This window comes from Nitrosomonas communis (assembly GCF_024102715.1).
Taxonomy (GTDB): domain Bacteria; phylum Pseudomonadota; class Gammaproteobacteria; order Burkholderiales; family Nitrosomonadaceae; genus Nitrosomonas; species Nitrosomonas communis_B.
In genome coordinates this window covers 64,654-89,061 of record NZ_JAGFJM010000081.1, presented here as the reverse complement: position 1 = coordinate 89,061, position 24,408 = coordinate 64,654, and the positions used below count along the sequence as shown (strand labels likewise).

At 50.4% G+C, this 24,408-nt stretch carries 20 protein-coding genes and 1 other RNA gene; 13 read left to right on the top strand and 8 right to left on the bottom strand.

The window, feature by feature from the left end; translation table 11 throughout:
* Nucleotides 1–3: 3 nt before the first annotated feature.
* Entirely contained in the window at nucleotides 4–2,703 is a 2,700-nt protein-coding gene (locus tag J5I83_RS08070) for a hypothetical protein (protein WP_304054770.1), read from the bottom strand.
* 688 nt (nucleotides 2,704–3,391) lie between these two features.
* Between J5I83_RS08070 and J5I83_RS08065 the strand changes: the two genes are divergently transcribed.
* On the top strand, nucleotides 3,392–4,051 hold the full coding sequence (locus tag J5I83_RS08065) for a DUF484 family protein (RefSeq protein ID WP_304054768.1): 660 nt from the start codon (nucleotides 3,392–3,394) through the stop codon (nucleotides 4,049–4,051).
* A gap of 106 nt (nucleotides 4,052–4,157) precedes the next feature.
* A complete protein-coding gene (gene xerC, locus J5I83_RS08060) occupies nucleotides 4,158–5,063 on the top strand; it encodes a tyrosine recombinase XerC (protein ID WP_304054765.1) in 906 nt (301 codons plus the stop codon).
* A gap of 97 nt (nucleotides 5,064–5,160) precedes the next feature.
* Here the strand turns inward: xerC and J5I83_RS08055 are convergent, their stop codons facing one another.
* The 3 genes from J5I83_RS08055 to J5I83_RS08045 form a co-directional block, all read right to left on the bottom strand.
* On the bottom strand, nucleotides 5,161–6,180 hold the full coding sequence (locus J5I83_RS08055; protein ID WP_304054763.1) for an NAD(P)-dependent alcohol dehydrogenase: 1,020 nt from the start codon (nucleotides 6,178–6,180) through the stop codon (nucleotides 5,161–5,163).
* A 201-nt stretch (nucleotides 6,181–6,381) separates the two neighbouring features.
* Nucleotides 6,382–7,983 (bottom strand): hypothetical protein, encoded by a 1,602-nt coding sequence (locus tag J5I83_RS08050; RefSeq protein ID WP_304054761.1) that lies wholly within the window; start codon nucleotides 7,981–7,983, stop codon nucleotides 6,382–6,384.
* Between the two features lie 115 nt (nucleotides 7,984–8,098).
* The gene (locus tag J5I83_RS08045; RefSeq protein ID WP_304054760.1) at nucleotides 8,099–8,782 is read right to left on the bottom strand and encodes a zinc metallopeptidase; all 684 of its coding nucleotides are present in this window, start codon (nucleotides 8,780–8,782) and stop codon (nucleotides 8,099–8,101) included.
* A 154-nt stretch (nucleotides 8,783–8,936) separates the two neighbouring features.
* On the opposite strand from J5I83_RS08045, the gene J5I83_RS08040 reads away from it, so the two are divergent.
* Nucleotides 8,937–9,389, top strand: a complete 453-nt coding sequence (locus tag J5I83_RS08040) for a rhodanese-like domain-containing protein (RefSeq protein WP_304054758.1) — start codon at nucleotides 8,937–8,939, stop codon at nucleotides 9,387–9,389.
* A gap of 182 nt (nucleotides 9,390–9,571) precedes the next feature.
* Here J5I83_RS08040 and J5I83_RS08035 read toward each other — a convergent pair whose 3' ends face one another.
* Together J5I83_RS08035 and thiC are read right to left on the bottom strand one after the other, a co-directional pair.
* On the bottom strand, nucleotides 9,572–10,393 hold the full coding sequence (locus J5I83_RS08035) for an undecaprenyl-diphosphate phosphatase (protein WP_304054757.1): 822 nt from the start codon (nucleotides 10,391–10,393) through the stop codon (nucleotides 9,572–9,574).
* A gap of 49 nt (nucleotides 10,394–10,442) precedes the next feature.
* A complete protein-coding gene (gene thiC, locus J5I83_RS08030; RefSeq protein WP_304054756.1) occupies nucleotides 10,443–12,338 on the bottom strand; it encodes a phosphomethylpyrimidine synthase ThiC in 1,896 nt (631 codons plus the stop codon).
* Nucleotides 12,339–12,646: 308 nt separating this feature from the next.
* Here thiC and J5I83_RS08025 point away from each other — a divergent pair, with 308 nt between their 5' ends.
* The 9 genes from J5I83_RS08025 (at nucleotide 12,647) to panC (ending at nucleotide 19,883) form a co-directional block, all read left to right on the top strand.
* On the top strand, nucleotides 12,647–13,312 hold the full coding sequence (locus J5I83_RS08025; RefSeq protein ID WP_304054755.1) for a protein-L-isoaspartate O-methyltransferase: 666 nt from the start codon (nucleotides 12,647–12,649) through the stop codon (nucleotides 13,310–13,312).
* A gap of 96 nt (nucleotides 13,313–13,408) precedes the next feature.
* On the top strand, nucleotides 13,409–14,728 hold the full coding sequence (locus tag J5I83_RS08020; protein WP_304054753.1) for a TolC family outer membrane protein: 1,320 nt from the start codon (nucleotides 13,409–13,411) through the stop codon (nucleotides 14,726–14,728).
* Nucleotides 14,729–14,775: 47 nt separating this feature from the next.
* Nucleotides 14,776–15,066: RNase P RNA component class A (rnpB, locus tag J5I83_RS08015), an RNA gene on the top strand.
* A gap of 308 nt (nucleotides 15,067–15,374) precedes the next feature.
* Complete coding sequence (locus tag J5I83_RS08010; RefSeq protein WP_304054751.1) at nucleotides 15,375–15,560, top strand: hypothetical protein; 186 nt, start codon at nucleotides 15,375–15,377, stop codon at nucleotides 15,558–15,560.
* A gap of 22 nt (nucleotides 15,561–15,582) precedes the next feature.
* Nucleotides 15,583–16,980, top strand: coding sequence for a polynucleotide adenylyltransferase PcnB (pcnB, locus tag J5I83_RS08005; RefSeq protein ID WP_304054749.1), 1,398 nt, complete (start codon nucleotides 15,583–15,585; stop codon nucleotides 16,978–16,980).
* A 4-nt stretch (nucleotides 16,981–16,984) separates the two neighbouring features.
* Entirely contained in the window at nucleotides 16,985–17,497 is a 513-nt protein-coding gene (gene folK / locus J5I83_RS08000; protein WP_304054748.1) for a 2-amino-4-hydroxy-6-hydroxymethyldihydropteridine diphosphokinase, read from the top strand.
* Complete coding sequence (locus J5I83_RS07995) at nucleotides 17,494–18,147, top strand: deoxynucleoside kinase (RefSeq protein WP_304054747.1); 654 nt, start codon at nucleotides 17,494–17,496, stop codon at nucleotides 18,145–18,147. Before folK ends, J5I83_RS07995 begins: the two co-directional genes overlap by 4 nt.
* Before the next feature lie 21 nt (nucleotides 18,148–18,168).
* A complete protein-coding gene (gene panB / locus J5I83_RS07990) occupies nucleotides 18,169–18,960 on the top strand; it encodes a 3-methyl-2-oxobutanoate hydroxymethyltransferase (protein WP_304054745.1) in 792 nt (263 codons plus the stop codon).
* 32 nt (nucleotides 18,961–18,992) lie between these two features.
* A complete protein-coding gene (panC, locus tag J5I83_RS07985; protein WP_304054744.1) occupies nucleotides 18,993–19,883 on the top strand; it encodes a pantoate--beta-alanine ligase in 891 nt (296 codons plus the stop codon).
* 8 nt (nucleotides 19,884–19,891) lie between these two features.
* On the opposite strand, the gene glgP is transcribed toward panC, so the two are convergent.
* Both glgP and orn read right to left on the bottom strand, forming a co-directional pair.
* A complete protein-coding gene (gene glgP / locus J5I83_RS07980) occupies nucleotides 19,892–22,447 on the bottom strand; it encodes an alpha-glucan family phosphorylase (RefSeq protein WP_304054742.1) in 2,556 nt (851 codons plus the stop codon).
* A 39-nt stretch (nucleotides 22,448–22,486) separates the two neighbouring features.
* Complete coding sequence (gene orn / locus J5I83_RS07975) at nucleotides 22,487–23,032, bottom strand: oligoribonuclease (protein ID WP_304054741.1); 546 nt, start codon at nucleotides 23,030–23,032, stop codon at nucleotides 22,487–22,489.
* A 112-nt stretch (nucleotides 23,033–23,144) separates the two neighbouring features.
* Here orn and J5I83_RS07970 point away from each other — a divergent pair, with 112 nt between their 5' ends.
* Nucleotides 23,145–24,401, top strand: a complete 1,257-nt coding sequence (locus tag J5I83_RS07970) for a M48 family metallopeptidase (RefSeq protein ID WP_304054740.1) — start codon at nucleotides 23,145–23,147, stop codon at nucleotides 24,399–24,401.
* The last annotated feature ends 7 nt before the right edge of the window (nucleotides 24,402–24,408 follow it).

The following is a 24,408-nucleotide window of genomic DNA, read 5'->3' as shown; positions in this document are numbered from 1 at the left end:
AGATTAGAAGTTGATGTCGGTTTCCGACAGTGTTGCCACACCGGTCAGTTTAACCACCAGGTCATCCGCTGCAGTGAAGTTGCCATCTTTGTTGGCATCGACAAATGCGAAAGTACCGGCAGCGTTCACGCTGTAAGCGACACCGCGATCACCAGCTGCAGAATCAAACAAATCTGCGATACTGGTCAGATCGGTGGTTGCGTTGACTTTCGCAGTCACATTCACCACGCCACGCTGCGCGCCAGCAAAACCAAAGTTAGTGACATCCAGACGATCGTTGGTTGCACCTCCACCTACCTGGAAGTTGATCACTTCATCGAAGCCGGTGTCAATATCAAGGGTGATCTTGCCGTCCTTGGAGGTATCAGTAATTTGTGAATCGGTTGCATCTTTCAGCACGAAAGTATCACGCGCACGATCATGAGGAGTTACTAAATCTGCCAACAATCCATCCTCAAGTGTTACCACGTCCGCACCTTTGCCTGTATAAACAGTATCACCAAAGGCACTACCCGCATAAGTATCTATGCCCTCAGCGCCTGTGTAGCCAACGCTACCGGTTTGCGCCGAGAAATCGAGCGTGATATTGCCGGTTGAAGTGCTCGCATCAACCTTGTTTACAGCAAATATCCCTGAGCCGAGCAGATTAACAGAAGCATCGCCGGTGATGGTCAAGGTTTGAGCGACATCGCTAGCCAAAGCAGTAAACAGTATGTAATCGGAAGCAACAGCCGTTGCAGTGGCGCCACCGTCCAGCGTACCGACCTTGGCATCGATCGCGAGGTTCTCAACACCATCGGCCACAATCGTGTTAGTTCCGATGAAACCATTATTGACCAAGTTGTCCTTATTGCCATCATGCAGCGTCGCTGCCAGCGTGAAGGATTCATCCGTGCCGGCGAAATCCTTGCCAAGTACTGTGGTTGGAAAACCGAGGAAAAAACCATCATTAGCAGGGTCATTGGCTTGGTTCGCGATCGTCAGCGTGAAGGCATCAGGCGCATTGGCGAAAGTAAGCGGACCTACTGGCAAGCCATTGATGGCTTCGTCGATTTGCACGGTGGTAAAATTGTTCAGCGACACATCATAGCTGCCGGTACCACCCGAGACATCCAGCGTTTCGAAATTCGTGATGAATGCTGCATTGACCTCGGTCAGCGTAGCGCCATCGGTGATATTGATGATGTCACCAGTGCCGTCGCCGCCGTTTGCGCCTTTGTTGAAGCCAGCAAGCTGATTGCCTGCAAACAGCTTGTCGTCACCCGCGCCCAAGTCGATTGACGAATCACCGGTAACAAGCGTATCCATGTCAAATACATCCGCAGCGCTGCTGCCGGTCACCGTTACAGCCTTGGTGCTTTGGATATTTGCCTTGACGCCGCCGCTGTTGCCTTTTGCATCAAACGTGGCCAATTCACCGGTAAAGGAAGACAACGGGTTGAAATCAACCGACCCCGTGCCAGTCACTGTCACGCCAGTCGCTTTGGCGGCTGCCGCCATGTTCAGGATATTTTCACCAGTCGCCGCGACGCTCAGAGTAGTAAATGCATCAGCATCGCTGTCTACTAGAACATTGCTATTGTTGCTGGTCACATTGAGCGTAGTTCCTGTGGCATCCAGCAAATGCACTGTAGTCTCGGTCGGAGGTGTAAGTTTACCCACCGTATCCAGATTCAGATTCAAAGTCTCTGCAGTGGAGCCACCGAAAATAGCATTCTGTGTTTGATTCTTGACCGCCAGATTAGCGGCTGCGCCCAGGCCGCTCACCAGTCCTGCGCTCGTGCTGTCCGCAATCGTCACAGTATTAACGCCGCTGGCATTGGCCAGATTCAGATTGGCGGTAAAGAAGGCGGGAGGGGGAGGTGCGACGCCCACAAACTTCACATTGACGTTCTCGATGCTTTCGAGCGTTGGCGCTGTTACAAAGGGAGCTGGCACTGGCGGGTTAGTCACCGTGAAGAAATTGCTAAGGGTGGCATTGAGCGTATCAGTGCCCGCACCGCCATCCAGTACATCCACGTCTTGCAACGTATTGACCTGTATGCCGAGCAGACCATCTTCCAGGGACGCATTGAAAGTATCATTGCCTGTTGCGCCGGTCAGGGCGTCCTGATTGGTTGTCAGGGTGAAGGTATCGCCCACAACCTCACCAGGAGCAGCATAACCTCTGTCCGCCAGATATTGTAGCGCTTCTGCATCCGTAGCAGGCCCTGCCGCTGTAACACCGGTCAGAACAGCTTGCAGATCAGGCACATTGTCATCGGAATTGCTTACAGAATACTGTTCAGCAACGTTTACTTTGTTTTTGAATAAAGCCGATGTCGCTGCAAATGGCTCTCCTGGATTGCCGAGCAGAAAAGCGCCTGCAGCGATCAGGAGAGAGCTCACGCTCGCACCGGCTTCGAGACCATTAGCAAAAAAGGCTTCTGCCTGGGCATCTGGACTGTTAGGATCAGTATTGCCCGCTGTCAGGCCGAAGTTTTTCAGCAGCGCGGCTGAGATTTCCGTCGGGGTCACGGCGCCTTGCAGAATATCTCTTTGGAATTCAGTGGTTCCCACCAGGATATTCGCCAGTTCCGTAAGCGGCATACCCGCTTCAATAGCATTCGCAAATTCTCTTAAAAAAGTTGCGCCGGGCGGGGCATTGAATGTAGCCACTACAAGCGCAACAATCTGTTCCTTTTGAGTGTCAGAAATAGCCATAACGAGTGTTTCCTTTTAAATAGAGTTAAAAAAACTTCAGACAAAAAACCATATGCCACGAAATTGCTGAGATATAAAACAAATAATCCTTGCAAGCTGTTAAAAATCAGTTTTCGCGTTCCTGTTTACCTGATTGCACATTTCATGACAATGATAATGGTCTCGCCACCAGAAATCGCCACAGTTGACAAGTTTCACCGATTCTGCCTAAAAATCCCAGTGCATGCAAGCAATCAAACCTCTCCGGACGCGTCATGTTGCTTATTTACAACAATCCAAATCATGTCATGACATCACACATAATAAGCTGACGGTACGATTGCGAAAGAATAAAAAAAGCTCCTTTATATCATTTGATTCGGGTATTAGAAGATCAACTGGCGCTCCCTGCTTTCTCGTTCTACGACAAACGAACAACTCGTGGAAGGCGCTTCACTTCTTTGCCAGGCTTGTTATGGTCTTTATTGTGCATCCCAATGCCTGACAAACGAGTGATTTTTCTCACATTAATCGCTGGCTGCCCGCCAAAACAAAACTTCCGCGTTATTCTAACACCGATTGCTTTTCGTGAATATGACTTGTAAGTCAGTGGTGATTCTGTTACACCCGCTAAAAGTGATCGTACGGTTTATGGCTTTATAGGCTAATATCACGTTTTTTTGCTCGAGGAAGAGATCAGAAAATCATTATGAAAGCAGAAGACGTTGCCCAATACCTGCGGGAAAACCCGCAGTTCTTTGACCAATATGCTGAGGTGCTGGCTGATATCAGAATTCCACATCCCTATGATGGCCGGGCGATTTCGATCAGTGAACGCCAGATGACCGCGCTGCGGGAAAAAAACCGCCAACTGCAAGTAAAACTCCATGAGCTCATCAATAACGGCGAGCATAACGACATCATCAGCGAGAAAATGCATAGGCTGATGGTGGCGTTGATGGCGTTTAATTCGCTGGAAGACATGCTGCACGGCTTGAACGACAATCTGTGTGAAATTTTCGCCATTCCCCATGTAGCGTTACGTTTGTGGTTTTCGCACAATTCTAGCGGCGGCGGACAGCGCTCTGAATTCAAACCTATCAGCGAGTCATTGCGCGCCATCGTGGAAAATATGGCAAAACCCTACTGCGGGCCAAACCCTGCTGGCGATATCATTCAATGGTTTGGGCGTGATGCACAGCAACTACAATCGTTTTGCATGATCCCGCTGCGCAGGAAGCATACCATTGGCTTACTGGTGATGGGCAGCCCAGAATCGGAGCGCTTTCATCCCGATATGGGCACGCTTTATCTGGAGCGGTTAGGCGAGCTGATTGCAGGCGCACTGGCACGTTTTAAGAACCTGTAAACTAACTGCGTTGGCTGCGATATTCTTCGCCTTGTATCTGAAGGCGGCTGCGCCGACACATTGTTTTCACAGGCAATAAGCGACTGAATAGCTAGAAAACATACCCATGGATCACGCCCATTGCGACGAAAAACCAGCGCTGGTCAGCGCCTACCTCACCCACCTGACGCATGAGCGCAGACTGTCACCGCTGACCGGACAAAGTTATGCCCGCGATCTGGCGGCTTTGTTGCAGCTTTCTGAGAAAACACCGCTGAATCAGCTATGCGTGCACGATATCCGTCATTTCATCGCCAAACTTCATGGAGGCGGTCTTTCCGGCAAAAGCCTGGCGAGAATGCTATCAGCCTGGCGGGGTTTTTATCGCTATTTAATCCGCCATCACAACTACGTTGATAATCCCTGCAATGGCATACGGGTTCCAAAATCCCCGAGAAACTTGCCGCATGCGCTCTCTCCGGATGAAACCGCAAAGTTGATGGCGTTCGCTCACAACGATCCGCTAAGCGTGCGCGATCGCGCCATGTTTGAACTGTTTTACTCTTCTGGCCTGCGGCTGACAGAATTGACCCGGCTGAGACCAGAGGATATCCATTTTGCCGAAGGTACCGTGCGGGTTCAAGGAAAAGGCAGCAAGACGCGGATAGTACCGGTTGGCACTTATGCCTTGCAAGCACTGCAGGCATGGCTGAAGCAGCGGCAGGGCATGTTGCAACCAGGGGAACGCGCGCTCTTTCTGTCGCAGCGCGGCAACCAGATCAGTCCCCGGACAGTCGAATACCGCCTGCAAGCACGAGCCAGCCAGCAACAGCTCGATAATCATGTACACCCCCACGCCCTGCGCCATTCATTTGCTTCCCACCTGCTGCAATCCAGCGGGGATTTACGTGCCGTGCAGGAAATGCTGGGGCATGCCAGCATTAGCACCACTCAAGTCTATACACACCTGGATTTTCAACACCTTGCCAAGATTTACGATAGCGCTCACCCGCGCGCAAAGCGGAAAAAATAAGCTTGCCAGGCTGCTCCGGCAAAATGATAACCGACCGCGGTGAGGCTTGTATGGTATTAGGCCAAACGGTATTTCTGGCAGATCTTGGCCGCATCAATCAGAACGAAGCAGCATGATCCAGCACCACGCGGTACCTTGCTTTACCTGCTGCCAAATGCGCGATAGCGTCATTGACTTTATTGAGCGGAAAATGCTCGACCTGCGGCGCAATATGATGTCGTGCTGCAAAATCCAGCATGGCCGTCATCATGGCAGGCCCACCGGTAGGCGATCCCGAAACGCTTTTCTGCCCCATGATCAGCTCAAACGCGGGCACAGGTATCGGTTCCAGCACAGCGCCCACGATATGCATGCGGCCATTCGGCTTCAGCGTTTTGAGCAACAGCGGCCAGTCGAGCGGCACATTCACGGTAACCATGAGAAAATCGAGTGAATTGGCCACTTTGAGGATTTCTGCACTGTTACGGCTGGAAACGACACGATGCGCCCCAAATTGCCGGGTTTCTTCCGCCTTCGATAGATCCGAGGTAAACGCAGTGACTTCACAGCCCCAGGCACGGGCAAATTGCAGCGCAAGGTGACCAAGACCACCGATGCCAACAATACCGACCCGATCTGTCGGCTTCACACCATACATCAGCAGCGGCGCAAAAACGGTAATACCGCCGCACAGCAGCGGCCCGGCAGAAGACATTTCAAGCTTGCCGGGTAAAGGAATCGCCCACAGCCAGTGCGAGCGCACCCGTTCTGCAAAACCGCCATAATGGCCGATAATCGTCGGCGCTGCCTTCTGGCAAAGATTATGGCTACCTGTCAAGCATTCATGACAGTGCATGCAGCTATTGACATTCCAGCCTATGCCGACACGTTGCCCAATCTTCAATTCTTTGACATGCTCTCCCATCGCCACGATACGGCCCACCACTTCATGTCCCGGGACGACAGGATAGCGCGAGAGCCCCCAATCATTATTGAGAATGGACAGATCAGAATGGCAAAGACCGCAGTATTCGACGGCAATCTCAACTTCCTCCGGTGCCAGCGGGCCAGCATCATAAGTAAACGGTTCGATTTTCTGCCTTGCCCCATGGGCAGCCCATCCGCTGATATAAGTCATCACCCCCCCTTGCTTTCAGATAAGTATCGGTAAAAGTACGCTTGTTCATATTACTGTTATTTTTGGCGCTTGCAAAAATATTCCTCGCTGCGCCTGGATGAAGCAGTACTCAAGTGCGATCAACTAAAGGTAGTGAAAAGCAAGAAGCCCTGCTTACTTTACTGGCAAGCAGGGCTTCTTGTTATTTATTTGCGCTGCAGATCAGTTCGCAAATGGGAAGGTCCATTCCTGGGTCCAGTCATCGTCTGCATCTTTAAATGCACCGACATAATCGACCGTTGTGAAGAAGGCATCATTGACCGCCGTGCCAGCAAGCGTTAGCGGTGAGCCAAACGCAGGCAGGTAGCCGCTCAAGAGGGGGTCTTCCACTTTGTTGCCAGGCTGGGAGTTAAACCAGTCAGCGGTAGAAATCGTTGCGCCATTTGCTTCAGAGAAATTGTTTTCGCAACCATGTACGAAAGAATGGGCAATGGTCAATTCTCCAGGCGCGCTTGCAAGCGCCGAGGTTGCTTCACCATCGATAGTCAGACAATTTCTAAACTGCGTGAATACCGAATTCCAGATATTGACACCGGTACCGCGGCGCAACAATGCGCCAGAAGATTGCGACACAGGCGTGCCGATGAAAGTCATGTTCGACAATACAGGCTTGGAACGGGGAAGAAGGTTATTATTGGTGGGATTGTTATCAGCCTCAATACCATGGTCTCCGTCACTAGCCGATTGCTTGGCCAGTACGAATTGTGCTTTTCCTCTCCAACCAAGCCCCCAGTCAAGGCTGTCATCCTCAATATTGGTCAATACCAGGTGCTTCATGTTGACGGTTCCGCCAAACATTTCGATGCCATCATCCAGGCCAGCGTGCACCTGCACATAATCAATCAGCGTACCTGAGCCGACACTGTTCAATGTCAAACCATTCAGCTCTTCGTCAGGACGCACGGCAAATCCGGCAAACAGGATCTGCACATATTTCAGGACACCGCTGTTATCCGCATCATTATCACCGCCAGAAAACTCGGAGGTGATCGCTTCATTGGCCACTTCACAGACAGCGACATCCTGGTTACAGCCATTGATCCGTGCCAGGCCGGATAGCACCAGGCCGCCCCACTCGCCAGCGGCTTGTTGTGATGGGCCGCTAAACACGATCGGATTATCCGGCGTACCTTCCGCCATGATCTTGGAGCCGCGTCTGATCCACAGGAAATCCGCTCCCTGCTGACCAAAAATTTGCGTGCCTGGATTAATGGCAATGGTGGCATTATCGACTTTGTCACCACCGATGAAGACACCGCCCGACAAAATCCATTGAATATTCTTGGTAAGGGTAATATCTCTTCTGATCTCGCCGCTCAGAACGCAGCTTCCTGCGGTAGGACCGGGTGTCGAAAAATCCGGACATCCCTGGAATTGATTATTAACCAGTTGCTCCAAGGTGAATTTCATAGGACCGGCTCCTGGCACCAATCTCAGTTTGGCATAGAATTCATCCGCGCCCGCAGCCACAGACGAGATATGAACCGCTGAAGTGTCCGCATCAAAAACGTTGCGATCTGTTCCCTTGCCAGCAGAAATAGGTTGCGCATCGATCAGAACCAGTTCATTGCCGCTCACCAGTTGCAGTTTTGCGCTGAAAAACGATGATGCGCCCCCGCTGAGCACTTCCACGACCGGCAAATCGACCGTGTTATCTGTTGGATTATAGGTTGCTGTTGCTGCTTGTGTATTGAATGAAATTGCGCTGAGGACAGCGGCGGATATCGCTGTCAGCCGGGCATTCAAATCGCCAAATCTGAACATAAGTTAACTCCCTCATATTAAAAAATCTTGAAGGAAGCAGACTAGCAAGCCATTATGACGGCATTGTTACCGTTAAGTTACCGATTGATGACAATCCGGTTACTGTACCGCGCAGCTATCTTCGAATAATCGTCCACCAGCGTGCAATATTGAGTAATGTCATGAGTGAAGCGGAAACGTACGTCCAGGCCGCTGCCTTGAGTAATCTGCGGGCATGCGGCGCATCGCCTGGTTTGAGATAATTGCCACGCTCCAATAAAGGCAGCGCACGCGCAAAGCTTGCATTCATTTCCATCGGCAGGGTAAGCAAGTGCACCAAAGTTGCAGTGCCCAAGGTTAGCAATCCGCCCGCTAAAAATAACGCGCCGGCGATAGGCGCGCGCGCCAACACCATCACGAGCGGCGCCAGCATGAGGATAGCCGCGCCCAATTTTTCTGCTGGTGCGGCCAGCTGCACCAATCTGGTGCGCATTTTTAAAGGCAGATAACCATCCCGATCCTGCATGGCATGGCCAACTTCATGTGCCGCGACCGTAATCGCCGTAAGCGATCTGTCATTGAATTTATCCGGCGCAAGACGAACCACTTTTTCCAGCGGATCATAATGATCACCCAGCTTGGTCATCTCAACCCTGACCTGGGGCAAATTCGCCTGATCGAGCAAGGCACGGGCTAGCTCCGCACCCGTCCCTGCATAGCGATCGTGCGGCTGGCTATATTTCTCCATGATATATTTGACCCAATAGGAAGGCCCAGCAACCGCAGCCACTAAAAGAACGATCAAAATCAGATAAAACATGACGCTTTTCCAGATTATCAAAGAAGTAAATTAACTTGTGGTACGTTACATCAGATTCATCGTGGCAGCATCAGTTCAGATTAACAACCATCGTTTTTTTGCTTCAGCGCCTCACTTTGATTACACTTTACCTTTTACTGATTAAAACCAACACATGGAAAACGCAACCACGATACTAGAACAAGCGCATGAGCGCGCCGAGGAAATGGATCTGCCTTACAAAGGCGCCTTGCTGCCTACGGAGGCATATGCATTGTTACAGAAAATTCCCGACGCTAAGTTGATCGATGTTCGCTGTAGGGCTGAACTCGATTGGGTTGGCCGCATTCCTGGCGCAATCGAACTTGAGCTGAAAACCTACCCGGGCATGCAATCTAATCCAAATTTCCTCGATCAGCTCGCGGAGCAGGTAGCGCAAGATGATCTGATCATGTTTCTTTGCCGTAGCGGCGGACGCTCGGATTATGCGGCAACGATTGCGACTCAGTCAGATTTCCCCAATTGCTACAACATCCTTGAAGGATTTGAAGGCGATAAGGATGAGACAGGTCATCGCGGGCAGAAAGGTGGCTGGAAAGCAGCCGGATTGCCTTGGGTGCAAAGTTAGTAAGCTGCTCCAGTAAAAAGCAGTCGCCATTACACCGTTCGGGCTGAGCTTGTCGAAAGCTGATGTTCATTCGCTCAGGCAACCTGACAAGCTCACCGAAACGGCAGTGTTTTTACCATAGGATATGCTTCACGCAGTGAAGTGCCTCCCATATTGCTCGTGGTCTGTATGCCCCCCCTAAACTAACCGGCTGACCAGGCAATCACTCCCGTATAAGCCGTCAGCAGAATGATGATGCCGAAGCCGATGCGATACCACGCGAACAGCGTGAAATCATGGTGGCTAATATAGCGCATCAATCCCCGGATCGCGAGCCACGCACTTACAAATGAAGCAAGAAAACCTGCAGCAAACATACTGAGATCCTCCAGTTGCAGCAACTCGCGGCTTTTATAAACATCGTAAAAAGTGGCTGCAAACATGATCGGGATCGCCAGAAAAAAGGAAAATTCGGCCGCCGCCTTGCGCGATAGGCCAAACAGCAGCCCCCCGATGATGGTCGCACCCGAACGCGAGGTGCCCGGAATCAGGGCAAGACACTGCGCACAACCAATTTTCAGCGCATGTTTCCAGTCCATTTTCTCTACCTGCTGGACATCCACCACGTGATCGCGGCGCTCAACCCATAAAATCAGCACACCACCGATGATCAGCGCCAATGCCACTGGCAGCGGATGAAACAGATAATATTTGATAGTCTTGATGAACAGGAAGCCCAGAATGGCAGCAGGCAAAAAGGCAATCAGCAGGTTTAACAGGAAGCGATTCGATTCCCTGGAGCCTATGCCTGCTGCGACCGCCATCAGGCGGGCGCGATATTCCCAACATACTGCTAGAATGGCACCCAATTGAATGGCGACAGTGAAAACCTTGGCTTTGTCATCATTGAAAGCAAGCAGATCGCCTATCAGAATCAAATGGCCCGTGGAAGAAATTGGCAGAAACTCGGTCAGCCCCTCCACGATCCCGAGAATCAGCGCCTTGATCAGTATCGGCCAATCCATGCTGACCTTGTGCTCGAAGAGCCATAACAAGAAAGATTTGAGAAAGTCATCATAATTTACTGTAAATTTCCGCGCCTTGCTCCACAAATTCGGTAGATTTCTGGGCCATGCCTTTTTTCAACGCCTCGTCTTCGCTAATACCTTGATGCGCCGCATAATCACGCACATCCTGCGTGATCTTCATCGAGCAGAAATTGGGGCCGCACATCGAACAAAAATGAGCCAGTTTAGCACCTTCCTGCGGCAGCGTTTCGTCATGAAACTGTTTGGCTTTGTCCGGATCCAGGCTGAGATTGAACTGATCATTCCAGCGGAACTCGAAACGAGCCTTGGAAAGTGCATTATCCCGGATTTGCGCGCCAGGATGACCCTTGGCCAGATCAGCTGCATGCGCCGCAATTTTGTAGGCAATAATGCCATCCTTCACATCATCCTTATCAGGCAGTCCCAAATGCTCCTTGGGAGTCACATAACAGAGCATGGCAGTACCATACCAGCCGATCATGGCAGCACCAATGGCAGAGGTAATATGATCGTAGCCAGGCGCAATATCGGTGGTAAGCGGCCCCAAAGTATAAAACGGCGCTTCCTGACAATACTTGAGCTGCAGATCCATGTTCTCCTTGATCAAGTGCATGGGCACATGGCCCGGCCCCTCAATCATGACCTGCACATCATGCTGCCAGGCAATCTGTGTCAACTCGCCCAGCGTTTTCAGTTCGGCAAACTGCGCTTCGTCATTGGCATCATAAATCGACCCTGGCCGCAGTCCATCACCGAGCGAAAAACTGACGTCATATGCTTTCATGATGTCGCAGATTTCCTCGAAATGGGTATAGAGGAAACTTTCCTGATGATGCGCCAGACACCATTTGGCCATGATTGAACCACCGCGGGAAACGATGCCGGTCATACGCTTGGCCGTCATCGGAATAAACGGCAAGCGCACCCCGGCATGAATGGTAAAGTAATCCACTCCTTGTTCCGCTTGCTCAATCAGGGTATCGCGGAATATTTCCCAGGTTAGCTCTTCTGCTTTGCCATCGACTTTTTCCAACGCCTGATAAATAGGCACCGTGCCAATCGGCACCGGGCTGTTACGGATAATCCACTCACGTGTTTCATGGATATTCTTGCCAGTGGAAAGATCCATCACGGTGTCGCCGCCCCAGCGAATCGCCCAGGTCATTTTCTCGACTTCTTCCTGGATACTGGAACCCAAGGCGGAATTGCCGATATTGGCATTGATTTTGACCAAGAAATTACGCCCGATAATCATCGGTTCGGATTCCGGGTGGTTGATATTGGCGGGAATGATGGCCCGTCCGCGTGCAACTTCCTCACGCACAAATTCAGGGGTAATCAAGCGTGGAATCGCAGCGCCAAAATCCTGACCGGGATGCTGACGCGCGAGCCATTCGCTGCCAGGCGCATCCATCATTTCACGGCGCTGGTTTTCCCGTATTGCAATATATTCCATCTCCGGGGTAATCATGCCCCGGCGCGCATAGTGCATCTGGGTCACATTGGCGCCGGCCCTGGCGCACCGCGACGGCCGCTTGAGATTGAAACGCATCTGCGCAAGCTTCGGATTATTCAGCCGCTCCCGGCTATAAGCTGAAGTCAACCCTGTAAGCAACTCAGTATCGCCCCGCTCTTCGATCCACTTTTCGCGCAAAGGGGGTAATCCAGCACGAATATCGATCTTAACGGCAGGATCTGTATAAGGGCCAGAGGTATCGTAAGCATAGATGGGAGGATTCTTCTCTGCACCACCGTTAGTGGCCGTATCTGCCTGGCTGATCTCACGCATGGGGACCTGAATATCAGGACGAGTGCCCTGCACATAGATCTTGCGTGAATTGGGCAGCGGCTTGATCGCAGCTTCATCAACCTGCGCTGTATCGCTAGTAAACTTTTCTAGCTTTGAAATAATGGTGTTCATGTTATGCTCCTCATAATGCCGTAAGGAGCAGGGATATCCCTAGCTTCCCTCCGGCGGCGTTATCCGCATCAGGTAATTAAGGGACTATCTCACCAGCACCCCGAACCTATGAAGATAAAGTTTCGTTAAAACGAAGTTTTGATCAAATTTTGATCAAATCGTGTTTTGCCCATGCTGCGCGCTACGATTCCTTCACAGGCTCTCTGGATAATCTCCAAGTGCGGACCCCTAGCTGAAGCTGTGAAACTAATAGAAATATGAAATAATTGCAAGCCTGTTTATCTCATCCATAAAAAAACATAACAATTATGAAACTCGACACCAATCTCGAACAAAACCGCTTCAATATGGTGGAACAGCAAATTCGGACGTGGAATGTTCTGGATACAACAGTTCTTAATTTACTTTACAAAGTACGGCGCGAAGAATATGTACCGGCAGCTTATCGTTCTCTGGCTTTCACCGATATGGAAATTCCGTTGGAACATGGCGCAGTCATGTTGACGCCTAAAATGGAAGCACGCATCTTACAGGAATTACATATCAAAAAAACCGACAAGATTCTGGAAGTGGGCAGCGGCAGTGGCTACATGACTGCATTACTGGCAGAACTGGGCTCCCATGTTTACAGCGTTGAAATTGTGTCAGCACTCTGCACCATGGCCAAAATCAATCTGCAGGTGCATAACATTACCAATGTCACCTTGGAACAAGGCGATGCTGCGCAAGGCTGGCCTCAGCATGGTCCCTACGACGTCATCGTGCTGACAGCTTCCACCCCGGTGTTGCCGGAAACTTTCCAAAAAAGCCTGAATCTGGGAGGACGTTTGTTTGCCATCGTCGGCGAAGAACCATTGATGGAAGCAAAGCTTATCACCTGTGTCGCTCCTGGCGTCTACCATACCAAAATGCTGTTCGAAACCTGTACTGCCCCGCTCAGGAATGCTTTGCAGCCGCAACGATTTACTTTTTAATGCGCTGCGCTTGCACCTATTATTATATACAGCTTGCCATTTCGACAGGATAGGGGCGCGTACCCCTTGTCTGAAAAAATCGTGCTAACAGTGCTCATGAAAAATCTGCGATATTGGGGAATGATGCTTGCGCTCGGCGCAATTTTGCAAACGCCTCTGCACGCAGCCAGCCTTATGGATATTTACCGTGAAGCGCTGGAGCAGGATGCAAAATATGGCGCCGAACGGGCTGCCTATATCGCAGCACAGGAAAAACTGCCACAAGGGCGGGCCGGACTGCTGCCTAATGTCAACTTCACTGGAACAGGTCAGAACCAATATATCGACACCAACCTGGGCCCTGAAAGAATAATCAAAAATCGTGGCATGGTGATTGCGGCAACGCAGCCGCTTATTCGCATTGAAAATTTCATCATCTATGAGCAATCGAAAAATCAGGTTGCACAAGCTGATGCAAAATTTGTTCTGGCTGCCCAGGATCTGATATTGCGCGTGGCTCAGGCGTATTTTGATGTGCTGATCGCCCAGGTCAATGTCGAAGTCATGGGCGCCCAGAAAAAAGCTATCGGTGAGCAACTGGAACAAGCCAAGCGCAACTTTGAAGTGGGCGTTGCCACTATCGTAGACACGCATGAAGCCCAGGCACGTTATGATTTAACCATCTCGCAAGAGATACTGGCTAAAAATACGCTGGAAGTCAACAAGCGCACCCTGCAAGGTATCATAAATCGTTTTCCAGATCAGTTGGTCGGCGCCAGCATCGACAAGATCGTGTCTGATTCGCTTGCTCTGCCTTATGATAGCATGGAGGAATGGGTGGCCTTGGCCGAGCAAAAAAACTTCTCCCTCAAAATACAGCAAATTACCTTTGATCTGACCGAGCAGGACATCAGAAAAGCCAAGGCAGGGCATTACCCAACGCTTGATCTGGTCGCACAGTACAGCAATCAACAAGGTGTCGGGGGTGCGATTACTGGTGTTGGTATCGATCTGGAATCGAAATCAGTAGGGCTTCAACTTAATGTTCCCATATTTCAGGGATTTTCGGTGCAATCCCGTATTCGCGAAGCGTTAGCCAACCGGGACAAGGCGCGCCAGGATCTGGAAAATACACGGCGAACCATTGGTTTGCAGGTACGCCAGCAATTTCTGAACGTGACCAACGGCATTGCCCTGATCAAAGCTCAGAAACAGGCGCTGACCACCAGCAAGAGCCAGCTAGACTCCACCGTGCTGGGACTGGAAGTGGGCGTCCGAACAGAAGTGGATGTTTTAAATGCTCAGCAGCAATTCTTTTCCGCGCGCAGAGACTTGGCACAGGCCTATTACACATATCTGCTGTCACGTTTGCGGCTGAAAGCAGAAGCCGGCGAATTGGATGAAGTGGTGCTGCAAGAGATCAGTGAACTGCTGTAAGCGCAAGATTTATCAATCTCTGCATAGAAGTTGCTAAAATATGGCTAGAAGCTGACCAGACAGTCGCTGCCTGTGAAAACGGGGAGAGGAAAGTCCGGACTCCATAGAGCAGGATGCCGGTTAACGGCCGGCCGCCGTGAGGCGAGGAACAGGGCCACAGAGACGAGCGTATTAAGTTACGGTGAAACGCGGTAACCTCCATCCGGAGCAAGACCAAATAGGCAGGCTATGACGCTGCTCGCCGAGCCTGCGGGTAGGTTGCTTGAGCACACGGGTAACTGTGTGCCTAGAGGAATGACTGTCCAAGACAGAACCCGGCTTACCGGTCAGCTTCCCACTTTCCCTGCTACTCCGATTACTCTTTCTCTCAAGCAGGACCGTGGCCTCCGCCAGACAAGTCTTTACCCCTCCTGTACTGCTGCTTGCTTCTACCAGCCCGCGGCTGAAAGTCATGCCTTGGCTGACAGAACAAAAAATATATTAAACCAATCTAATCTTGCAATTCTTTGTCAATAGCAACGGATTCATTTCAGCATATCTGAAATGAACCATTTAGTACTGAATGCATGAGCAAGTGTATAATCCTGAAAACTTCTAGGATTATCCTGAAAACAGCTGTTGACCGCTTGATTGTATGACCAAGCTCATGACTCATAGAGACGTTTCTGAAATTTTCTTGTTCACCCAAATGGTGAGATTGCTAGGGCGTGTATCGCATGCCGCCGCGGGTATGAATGCGGCATTGCTCCAGGTCACAGGGAGCACCCTGCAGCGTGGTTGCGCCTTGCCTCGTACCCTGTGTTCAAACGACGGTTTTTTTTATAAGCTGTGACTGACTCTCTCAACATTCCGCAATGATCCATAAATTTTTTCGACGTATCTTCGCGCGCAATCTACCTGCTGTCAGCACTGCCCCAGTAGTGCGCATGATACCTCGCAAAGAGCATGGCATCAGCCGCCAGCAAATTAGCCCGGGTGCCCTAAAAGTAACCGCGGCCTTACACCAGGCCGGATTTTCCGCATTCGTCGTCGGTGGTGCGATTCGTGACTTATTGCTGGGACTGGAACCCAAAGATTTTGATGTTGCGACCAATGCCACCCCTGAAGAGGTACGCACGCTATTTCGCCGCTCCCGCATCATCGGGCGGCGTTTTCGCTTGGTACACGTCAACTATGGCAACGAAATGGTGGAAGTCTCCACTTTTCGTGCCAATTGCTCTATTGATAACAACACGGGAATACCTGCCCAGAGCTATGCCGATCAGCATGGGCGTTTGCTGCATGACAATATTTTTGGTAGCCAAGAAGAGGATGTAATGCGGCGCGATTTTACTATCAATGCGCTGTTTTATAATCCTGCCACCGAAGAAATTCTTGATTATCTCGGTGGCTACGAAGACATCAAGGCCAAACGCCTGCGCATCATCGGCGAGCCTGTCCAACGCTACCGGGAAGATCCGGTACGCATGCTGCGGGCGGTTCGGCTGGCAGCCAAGCTCGATATCCAGATTGATGATTCCGCTGCCGCGCCTATCGGCAATCTGGCGCCGTTGCTGCAGAATGTTCCCGCGGCTCGGCTATTCGATGAAATGCTGAAGTTATTGATGTCAGGTCACTCCCTTGCCTGTGTCGTGGATTTGCGTATGCGCGGACTTCATCATGGCTTGCTGCCCATGCTTGATGTGATTCTGGAGCAGCCCCTCGGCGAACGCTTTATTACTTTGGCGCTTAAAAATACCGATGAGCGCGTCCAGCAGGATAAACCGGTATCACCGGGCTTCCTGTTTGCCGCCCTGCTCTGGCATGAAGTGCTCACCGCCTGGAACAAGCGGCAGGCTGCAGGGGAAAAGCCTCTTCCTGCACTGCATTCAGCAATGGTCGAAACACTGGCCTTGCAACGCCAGCAGCTTGCCATCCCTCGTCGGCTGGACTCAATCATTTACGATATCTGGACGCTACAGCCTCGTTTTCTGGCGCGAGCGGGACGTAAACCATTTCGCTTGCTGGAACATCCACGCTTCCGTGCGGCGTATGATTTTTTCTGGCTACGCTGTGAAAGCGGCGAGATCAATATGGAAGCGGGGCAATGGTGGAAAGTTTTCCAGCATGCTGATGGCGCTGCACGCGAAGCAATGCTGCTAAAGGAAACAGTGTCAAAGCGGCGCAAAAGGCCTCGTCGTCGCAAACCAGCTGAATCTGCAGACCGTAAGTCCAGCGACGCCAGCTGCTTGATGATCAGCGCGGAAAAATGAACTGATGCCTTTAACTGGAACCAAACCGACCAGCCAGGCCTTTATTGGATTAGGCAGCAATCTGGAAAACCCCATATTCCAAATCAGACGCGCCATTTTATTGCTGTCTGAGCTTACTGATTCCCGTCTGCTAGCACAATCTTCCCTGTACCGCAGCGCACCGCTTGGCACTCCGCTTGATCAGCCTGATTTCATTAATGCGGTGGCGCATATCGAAACAGCGCTGAGGCCGCATGCTCTCCTCAGAGCTTTACTTGAAATCGAGCAACGTTGCGGGCGTATCCGCACTTACCCCAATGCCCCGCGCACCCTCGATCTCGATCTGCTGTTATATGATGCGCTGCAATGCCAGGAGGAGGGTCTAACGTTACCGCACCCGCGCATGCATGAACGCGCGTTCGTATTGCAGCCGCTCATGGAAATCGAACAAAATTGCATAATTCCCGGTCACGGGCCGGTTGCCGCATTGCTAACCGCATACACAGCACAACGATTGGAACGCATATCAACATCATGATACTGGAAAAATATCACTATATTGTCATCGAAGGCCCCATTGGCGCTGGTAAAACCAGCCTTGCGCAAAATATGGCAGACTGCCTGGAATGCGCTTTATTACTGGAACGTCCGGAAGAGAATCCTTTCCTTGAAAAATTTTATAGCGACATTGCGCGTTATTCATTGCCGGCACAGCTATCCTTTTTGCTGCAGCGTATCAATCAATTCCGCGGTGTAACGCAGGCGGATCTACTGTCAAGACCGACGATCAGCGATTTCTTGCTGGAGAAGGATCAGTTATTCGCGCGAATGACGCTGAGCAAAGCTGAATTTGAGCTTTATCAGAAAATTTATCAACAAATGCAGCCTCAGGCACCTTCCCCCGATCTGGTCATTTATCTTCAGGCTTCACCCGAAAAGCTGCTGGAGCGTATCAAGCGCCGTGGCAACAGTTATGAAAGGAACATCTCCGAGCAATATCTGTATAAATTAGCCAGCAGTTATACCCAGTTCTTTCACCAATACGACAAAGCGCCCGTCATCATCGTGAATAGTGAAAACCTCAATTTTGCCAACAACACCGCTGATTTCAATCTACTACTACGACGCATCAGCCAGATGCGAGGTGCACGGGAATATTTCAACTGTGGCCTCAGAGAATATTTATAAGCCGTCATGGATTAAACTGACATGAGAATAACTCGAGACACCTTACAAAAAATGCATGCAGCAGGCGACAAAATCGCTGCCTTGACTTGCTATGATGCAGCTTTTGCCACCCTGCTGGAAAATGCCGGCGTCGATATGCTGCTGGTAGGCGATTCGCTGGGTAATGTCTTGCAAGGTCATGCCAGTACCTTGCCCGTCACACTGGAGGATATGATTTATCACACTCAGTGCGTGGTGCGTGGCTCCAGCAAGGCATTCATCATGGTTGACATGCCTTTTGGCACATTTCAGGTGTCACCTGAAGAAACATTTATGAATGCAGCCAGACTCATGGCTGCCGGCGCACAGATGGTCAAGATTGAAGGTGGTCACATCATGACCGACACCATTGACTTTCTCACCCAGCGCGGCATTCCGGTATGCGCTCATATTGGCCTACTGCCGCAATCCGTCCACCAGCTTGGCGGTTATAAAGTGCAGGGGAGAACGACGAATGAGGCAGAACAGCTGCTAAGCGATGCCATGCTTTTACAGGAAGCAGGAGTAGGCATGCTGTTAATGGAAACGATTCCGGCTGCCTTGGCTGCCAAAATTTCCCGGGAACTGTCTATTCCCACCATCGGCATCGGAGCAGGTGCCGATTGCTCTGCCCAGGTACTGGTCCTGCACGACATGCTGGGAATCTACTCAGGCAACAAGCCGCGTTTCGTCAAAAATTTCATGGCAGATGCCGGTAGCATCCAGGCAGCGATTGCGCACTATGTCGCTGAAGTCAAGACAGGCAAATTCCCGGCGACAGAACATGCTTTCTAAGCATAAACATCCATTCTCTCAATGCGCTAGCCGTGGAAATCATTACTGACATTGCAACGTTGCGGACCCGCCTGCAGCGCGAACCGTCCATCGCGCTGGTACCCACCATGGGTAATTTGCATCAGGGTCACTTGTCGCTGGTCCGGATTGCACAGCAGCATGCCGCCTGCACGGTGGTAAGTATTTTCGTCAATCGACTGCAATTTGCACCGCATGAAGATTTTGACCATTATCCGCGCACCCACGCAGACGACTGCCAGCTTTTGGAGAAACTGGCAGTCGATATTGTATTTTTACCTGATGAAAAGACGCTTTATCCTGTCTCGCAGGAATTTCAACTCCTGCTCCCGCCGCTAGCCGATACGCTGGAAGGCGCCTTCCGTCCCGGATTTTTCCGAGGGGTCGCGACCGTCGTACTGAAATTGTTCAATATCGTCCAGCCACAGTTAGCCGTATTTGGCAAAAAGGACTATCAGCAATTACACATTGTGCAAAAAATGGTGCAGCAGTTAAATCTACCCGTCGAAATCATGGCAGCCGAAACAGTGCGCTCGGCAGACGGCCTTGCACTCAGTTCCCGCAACAGCTATCTGAGTGAAGCGGAACGGCAGCAGGCAAGTGATCTGTTTCGTACTTTGCATCATATCAAGCAAACCATAGCACAAGGCAATCGTGATTTCCGTGCACTGGAACAATCCGCAAGATCAAACCTTGCCAGCCATGGCTGGCAAGTCGACTACATTGCCTTGCAGCAGCGCGAAACATTGTTACCGGCCCAGGTTGGCGATACTGACCTGGTCATCCTCGCGGCAGCAAGGCTGGGTCAGACGCGCTTGATTGATAATCTGGAAATTTTGATCCAGGAGCCTGCCATCAACACGATGGAGCGGATAAGTAACCCATCATCCCGACAAGCGGTATAAGCGTCATTCTACACCCACACCATCCTGCCCATCTCCAGCGGATGGGTCAGCAGCGCATGATAAGGATACATACGCAAGTAGTATTCCTGCCTGCCACATAACTCAGGCATATGATCCAGCTCGAACAAGTGTTCCTGGGCCTCGTTCATTCCTGCAAATTCGAAATGAAAACGCCTGAAGCTGTTCAACCTCATTTGCTTGTATTGACGACAAAGCAACAGCTCCACCACCACATCGCCGGGTTGCAAGCCGTTTAATTTGGCTGCCACCTTGAAATTCAAAGTACTGCCGAAATCAATGCGGTTACACGGCGTATCCAGCCGCTGCAGGGAAACACCGCTCCAGGCCGCATTCACTCTCGCTTTCCAGGCAGCGAGATTCTTGGCATGGGCATAATCATCCTTGGCATAATGCGTGCCTTGTTTATTCGCAGACACATAAAATTTGTTGACATATTCGCTCACCATGCGCGTCGCATTGTAGCGTGGCAATAAGGAAGTTATTGAATATTTGGCCATCCTGACCCATTCTTGAGAATAGCCGAATTTGCCGCGGCGATAATACAGGGGTATGACTTGATCCTGCAAAATCTCGTAAAAAAACTGGCTCTCATCCTTATCCCGCAAAGCGGCATCCATATCATCCGATACTGGTTTGACTGCCCAACCATTTTTACCATCATAGCCTTCTTCCCACCAGCCATCAAGCACGCTTAAATTGATCGTGCCATTAATCCCTGCCTTCATGCCGGAAGTGCCACTCGCTTCCAAGGGATAAATAGGGTTATTGATCCACACATCCACACCAGCCACCAGCCTTCGAGCCAAGCGCATATCATAATTCTCCACCAGCAAAATCCGTCCTTCAAATTCAGGCAGGCGCGATACCTGGCTAACCCGCCGGATCAAATCCTGGCCTGGAACATCCATTGGATGCGCCTTGCCTGCAAAAACGAGCAATACCGGGTATTCCGGGTCAAGCAGGATTTTTCTTAACCAGTCGAGGTTCTCGAATAACAGCGTCGCACGTTTATACGTCGCAAAGCGGCGTGCAAAGCCTAACACCAGCACATTGGGATTGATTGGATCAAGCAGCTTGAACAGTCGGTCAAGATGCGCTTCCGAACCACGATTGCGTCTATTTTGCTCAGTCAGGCGCGCACGGACGCCATAAAACATTTGTGATTTCAGCGTCTGCCGCACGCTCCAGAACAAATGATCCGGGATCGTGTCGATACGTGACCAGAATTCTTTGTCGCACATTTTATTGCGCCATTCGTAACCAAGGTAACGATCAAACAGATCAGACCACTCTTGCGCCAGAAAAGTCGGCACATGCACACCATTGGTGATATAGCTGACCGGATTCTCCTCTGGCTCGATTTGCGGCCAGAGATCGCTGCAAATGTGCGCGGATACATTGCCATGGATCTTGCTGACACCATTATGTGTGCGTGACATATGGATAGCCAATGCTGTCATATTGAAATCATCGCAACCAGGCATATGTCCCAGCGCCATGAATTCTTCCCAGGAGATCTTCAAATCATGGCAAAACCCGCCAAAATAATCATGCATCATGGCTTTGGAAAAGTGATCATGCCCTGCTGGCACTGCGGTATGCGTAGTAAATACAGTATTGACCGCCACTGCCTCGAGCGCGCTGGCGAAATCCAGCCCCTGCCGCACCAGATTACGCGCGCGCTCCAGCATCATAAATGCCGCATGCCCTTCGTTACTGTGCCAGACAGTGGGCTTAATCCCCATTTCCTGTAAGGCGCAAACGCCGCCAATACCGAGAACGATTTCCTGCTCGATGCGCATCGTTCTATCGCCGCCATAAAGCTGGTGGGTGATCATGCGATCTTTCTGCGGATTTTCCGGCAAATCGGTATCGAGCAAATACAAGCTGACATGACCTATGATGACTCGCCATATTTTCACCATCACCTTGCGTCCCGGCAGGCTGATCTGAATATGTACTTCTGTGCCATCGTCATGCAAGGCTGGCTCCACAGGCAGATCTGCAAAATCTGAATCGGCATAAATCGCCTGCTGATTACCCTGACTATCAATGGTCTGAGAGAAATAACCTTGCCGGTACAACAACCCGACCGCAACAAATGGCAGGCACAAATCACTGGCCGCCTTGCAGTGATCTCCTGCCAGGATACCAAGTCCCCCTGAATAAACCGGCAGGCTTTCATGGAAGCCAAATTCAAAGCAAAAATAGGCCACCTGATCGTGCGGGCCCAAGCCTTCAATATGATTGTATTGCAAAGACTCTGAATGATAAGAATCATAAGCCAACAATACGCTGTTATAGGTAGCAAGAAATGTCTGATCTTCCGCTGCCTTGTGCAGCAATGACTCATCAACCCGCTTGAGAAAAGCTTTGGGATTATGCCCGATAGCTTCCCACAAACGTGGGTCGATGCGAGAGAACAAAGCGCGTGTTTCCCGATCCCAGCTATACCAAAGATTATTAGCCAATTCTTCCAAGCGGCTCAGACGGGAGGGTATTTTGGGATTGACTGTGACGGTAAATGTTGTTCTGGTAATCATTGGTTGTTCTCCTTGACGAGATAAATAGCGGCTCGGCTGTCAGACACCGATAAAATGTTCGCGATAGTATTTTAATTCGTTGATCGAATCATAAATATCCGCCAGCGCTTCATGCTTACTTTCCTTGTTCAGTCCTGCCATAATTTCTGGTTTCCAGCGTTTCGCCAGCTCCTTGAGCGTACTGACGTCCAAGTTACGGTAATGAAAATATGCCTCCAACTGTGGCATGACACGCGCCAGAAAGCGCCGATCCTGACAAATGGAATTACCGCACATCGGAGAGGTGGCAGAGGGAACATAAGCCTGCAAAAAAGCAAGCATGCTGGCCTCTGCCTGCGCTTCCGTAATCCTGGAAGCTTTGACTTTATCAATCAGTCCTGATTTGGCATGCGTCGACTGATTCCATTTATCCATCCCATCCAGGATGGCAGTTGGCTGCGATACTACCAATACCGGGGCTTCTGCCACCACATTGAGTTGTGAATCGGTTACCACTAACGCAATTTCAATGATACGGTCGGTATGAGGATTCAAGCCCGTCATTTCCATATCTATCCAGATGAGGTTATTGCTATCTTGTGCCATAATGAGCTTTCTTGAATTTTAATAGACTGATTGTGTCATATTGAAAGCCACCCGTCACTTTGTCGTAAGTGAAAGGGAATTTCATTATCTTTTCTAGCTATTTTGATTATTTATGCAAACTTTCACTGCTGTATTTATCGCTGCACTATTACTGACCACTTTTACTCAACTATGGCTGGCGACGCGACATATCCGACATATCCGCGCCTATCGCAGCACTGTACCGCAAGATTTTGTCTCGCAAATCGATCTTGCGGCTCACCAAAAAGCTGCTGATTATACCTGCGCTAAAACCCTTCTGGATTATCCCAGCACCTTAATCCATGTCGCTTTGCTGCTGATGCTGACACTGGGAGGAGGGCTGAACGCCTTGGCAAACTTCTGGGCAAACTGGTTTACTGAATCGATACCCCATGGCATGGCGCTCATTTTCAGCACCGTTTTACTGTTGAGCCTGGCCGAAATTCCTTTTAGTTATTACCGGACTTTTGTCATTGAACAGCAATTCGGCTTTAACAAGATGACACCACTTATGTTTTTTACTGATCTCATCAAGCAATATAGCTTAGGCCTGCTGCTTGGCACGCCATTGTTGTTCTGCATTTTATGGCTGATGGAAAAAATGGGCGATCACTGGTGGCTTTATGCCTGGCTGGCATGGATAACCTTTAACCTCTTCCTGCTGGCCATTTATCCGACCTGGATTGCACCTTTATTCAATAAATTTTCGCCACTGGAAGATGCTGCTCTCAGAACGCGTATCGAGCAGCTTTTGCATAAGTGTGGTTTTAAATCCAGCGGCTTGTTCGTGATGGACGGATCACGCCGCAGCAGTCATGGCAACGCATATTTCACCGGTTTCGGCAAAACCAAACGCATCGTCTTTTTCGATACATTGCTGTCGCGCCTTGAAGCAACGGAAGTAGAGGCTGTGCTTGCGCATGAGCTTGGTCATTTCAAACGACATCATGTCATCAAACGGATTATTTGGTCATTCATCGTCAGCCTGGCATTTTTGTGGTTATTGGGTTATCTGATGCAGCAGCCCTGGTTCTATCAGGGGCTGGGCGTTTCTGTCACATCTGCTTCTTCCACGGCCATGGCACTATTATTGTTTTTTCTGATCATGCCGGTATTTACTTTTTTGCTGCACCCGCTGTCCAGCCTGTATTCTCGTAAACATGAATTCGAAGCGGATGAATACGCCGCGCAGAATGCTTCCGCAGCCGATTTGATTCGTGCTTTGGTAAAACTTTATCAGGATAATGCGGCAACGCTCACGCCTGACCCGATACATTCTGCTTTTTATGATTCGCATCCGCCTGCGGCGATTCGCATTGCTCAACTGAAAAAACTCATTTCCATATAGGTGTGCT

Coding starts and splice junctions, on each gene's coding strand:
- J5I83_RS08070 (WP_304054770.1), bottom strand. CDS start 2,703: ATGGCTATTTCTGACACTCAAAAGGAACAGATTGTTGCGCTTGTAGTG.
- J5I83_RS08065 (WP_304054768.1), top strand. CDS start 3,392: ATGAAAGCAGAAGACGTTGCCCAATACCTGCGGGAAAACCCGCAGTTC.
- xerC (WP_304054765.1), top strand. CDS start 4,158: ATGGATCACGCCCATTGCGACGAAAAACCAGCGCTGGTCAGCGCCTAC.
- J5I83_RS08055 (WP_304054763.1), bottom strand. CDS start 6,180: ATGACTTATATCAGCGGATGGGCTGCCCATGGGGCAAGGCAGAAAATC.
- J5I83_RS08050 (WP_304054761.1), bottom strand. CDS start 7,983: ATGTTCAGATTTGGCGATTTGAATGCCCGGCTGACAGCGATATCCGCC.
- J5I83_RS08045 (WP_304054760.1), bottom strand. CDS start 8,782: ATGTTTTATCTGATTTTGATCGTTCTTTTAGTGGCTGCGGTTGCTGGG.
- J5I83_RS08040 (WP_304054758.1), top strand. CDS start 8,937: ATGGAAAACGCAACCACGATACTAGAACAAGCGCATGAGCGCGCCGAG.
- J5I83_RS08035 (WP_304054757.1), bottom strand. CDS start 10,393: ATGGATTGGCCGATACTGATCAAGGCGCTGATTCTCGGGATCGTGGAG.
- thiC (WP_304054756.1), bottom strand. CDS start 12,338: ATGAACACCATTATTTCAAAGCTAGAAAAGTTTACTAGCGATACAGCG.
- J5I83_RS08025 (WP_304054755.1), top strand. CDS start 12,647: ATGAAACTCGACACCAATCTCGAACAAAACCGCTTCAATATGGTGGAA.
- J5I83_RS08020 (WP_304054753.1), top strand. CDS start 13,409: ATGAAAAATCTGCGATATTGGGGAATGATGCTTGCGCTCGGCGCAATT.
- J5I83_RS08010 (WP_304054751.1), top strand. CDS start 15,375: ATGACTCATAGAGACGTTTCTGAAATTTTCTTGTTCACCCAAATGGTG.
- pcnB (WP_304054749.1), top strand. CDS start 15,583: ATGATCCATAAATTTTTTCGACGTATCTTCGCGCGCAATCTACCTGCT.
- folK (WP_304054748.1), top strand. CDS start 16,985: ATGCCTTTAACTGGAACCAAACCGACCAGCCAGGCCTTTATTGGATTA.
- J5I83_RS07995 (WP_304054747.1), top strand. CDS start 17,494: ATGATACTGGAAAAATATCACTATATTGTCATCGAAGGCCCCATTGGC.
- panB (WP_304054745.1), top strand. CDS start 18,169: ATGAGAATAACTCGAGACACCTTACAAAAAATGCATGCAGCAGGCGAC.
- glgP (WP_304054742.1), bottom strand. CDS start 22,447: ATGATTACCAGAACAACATTTACCGTCACAGTCAATCCCAAAATACCC.
- orn (WP_304054741.1), bottom strand. CDS start 23,032: ATGGCACAAGATAGCAATAACCTCATCTGGATAGATATGGAAATGACG.
- J5I83_RS07970 (WP_304054740.1), top strand. CDS start 23,145: ATGCAAACTTTCACTGCTGTATTTATCGCTGCACTATTACTGACCACT.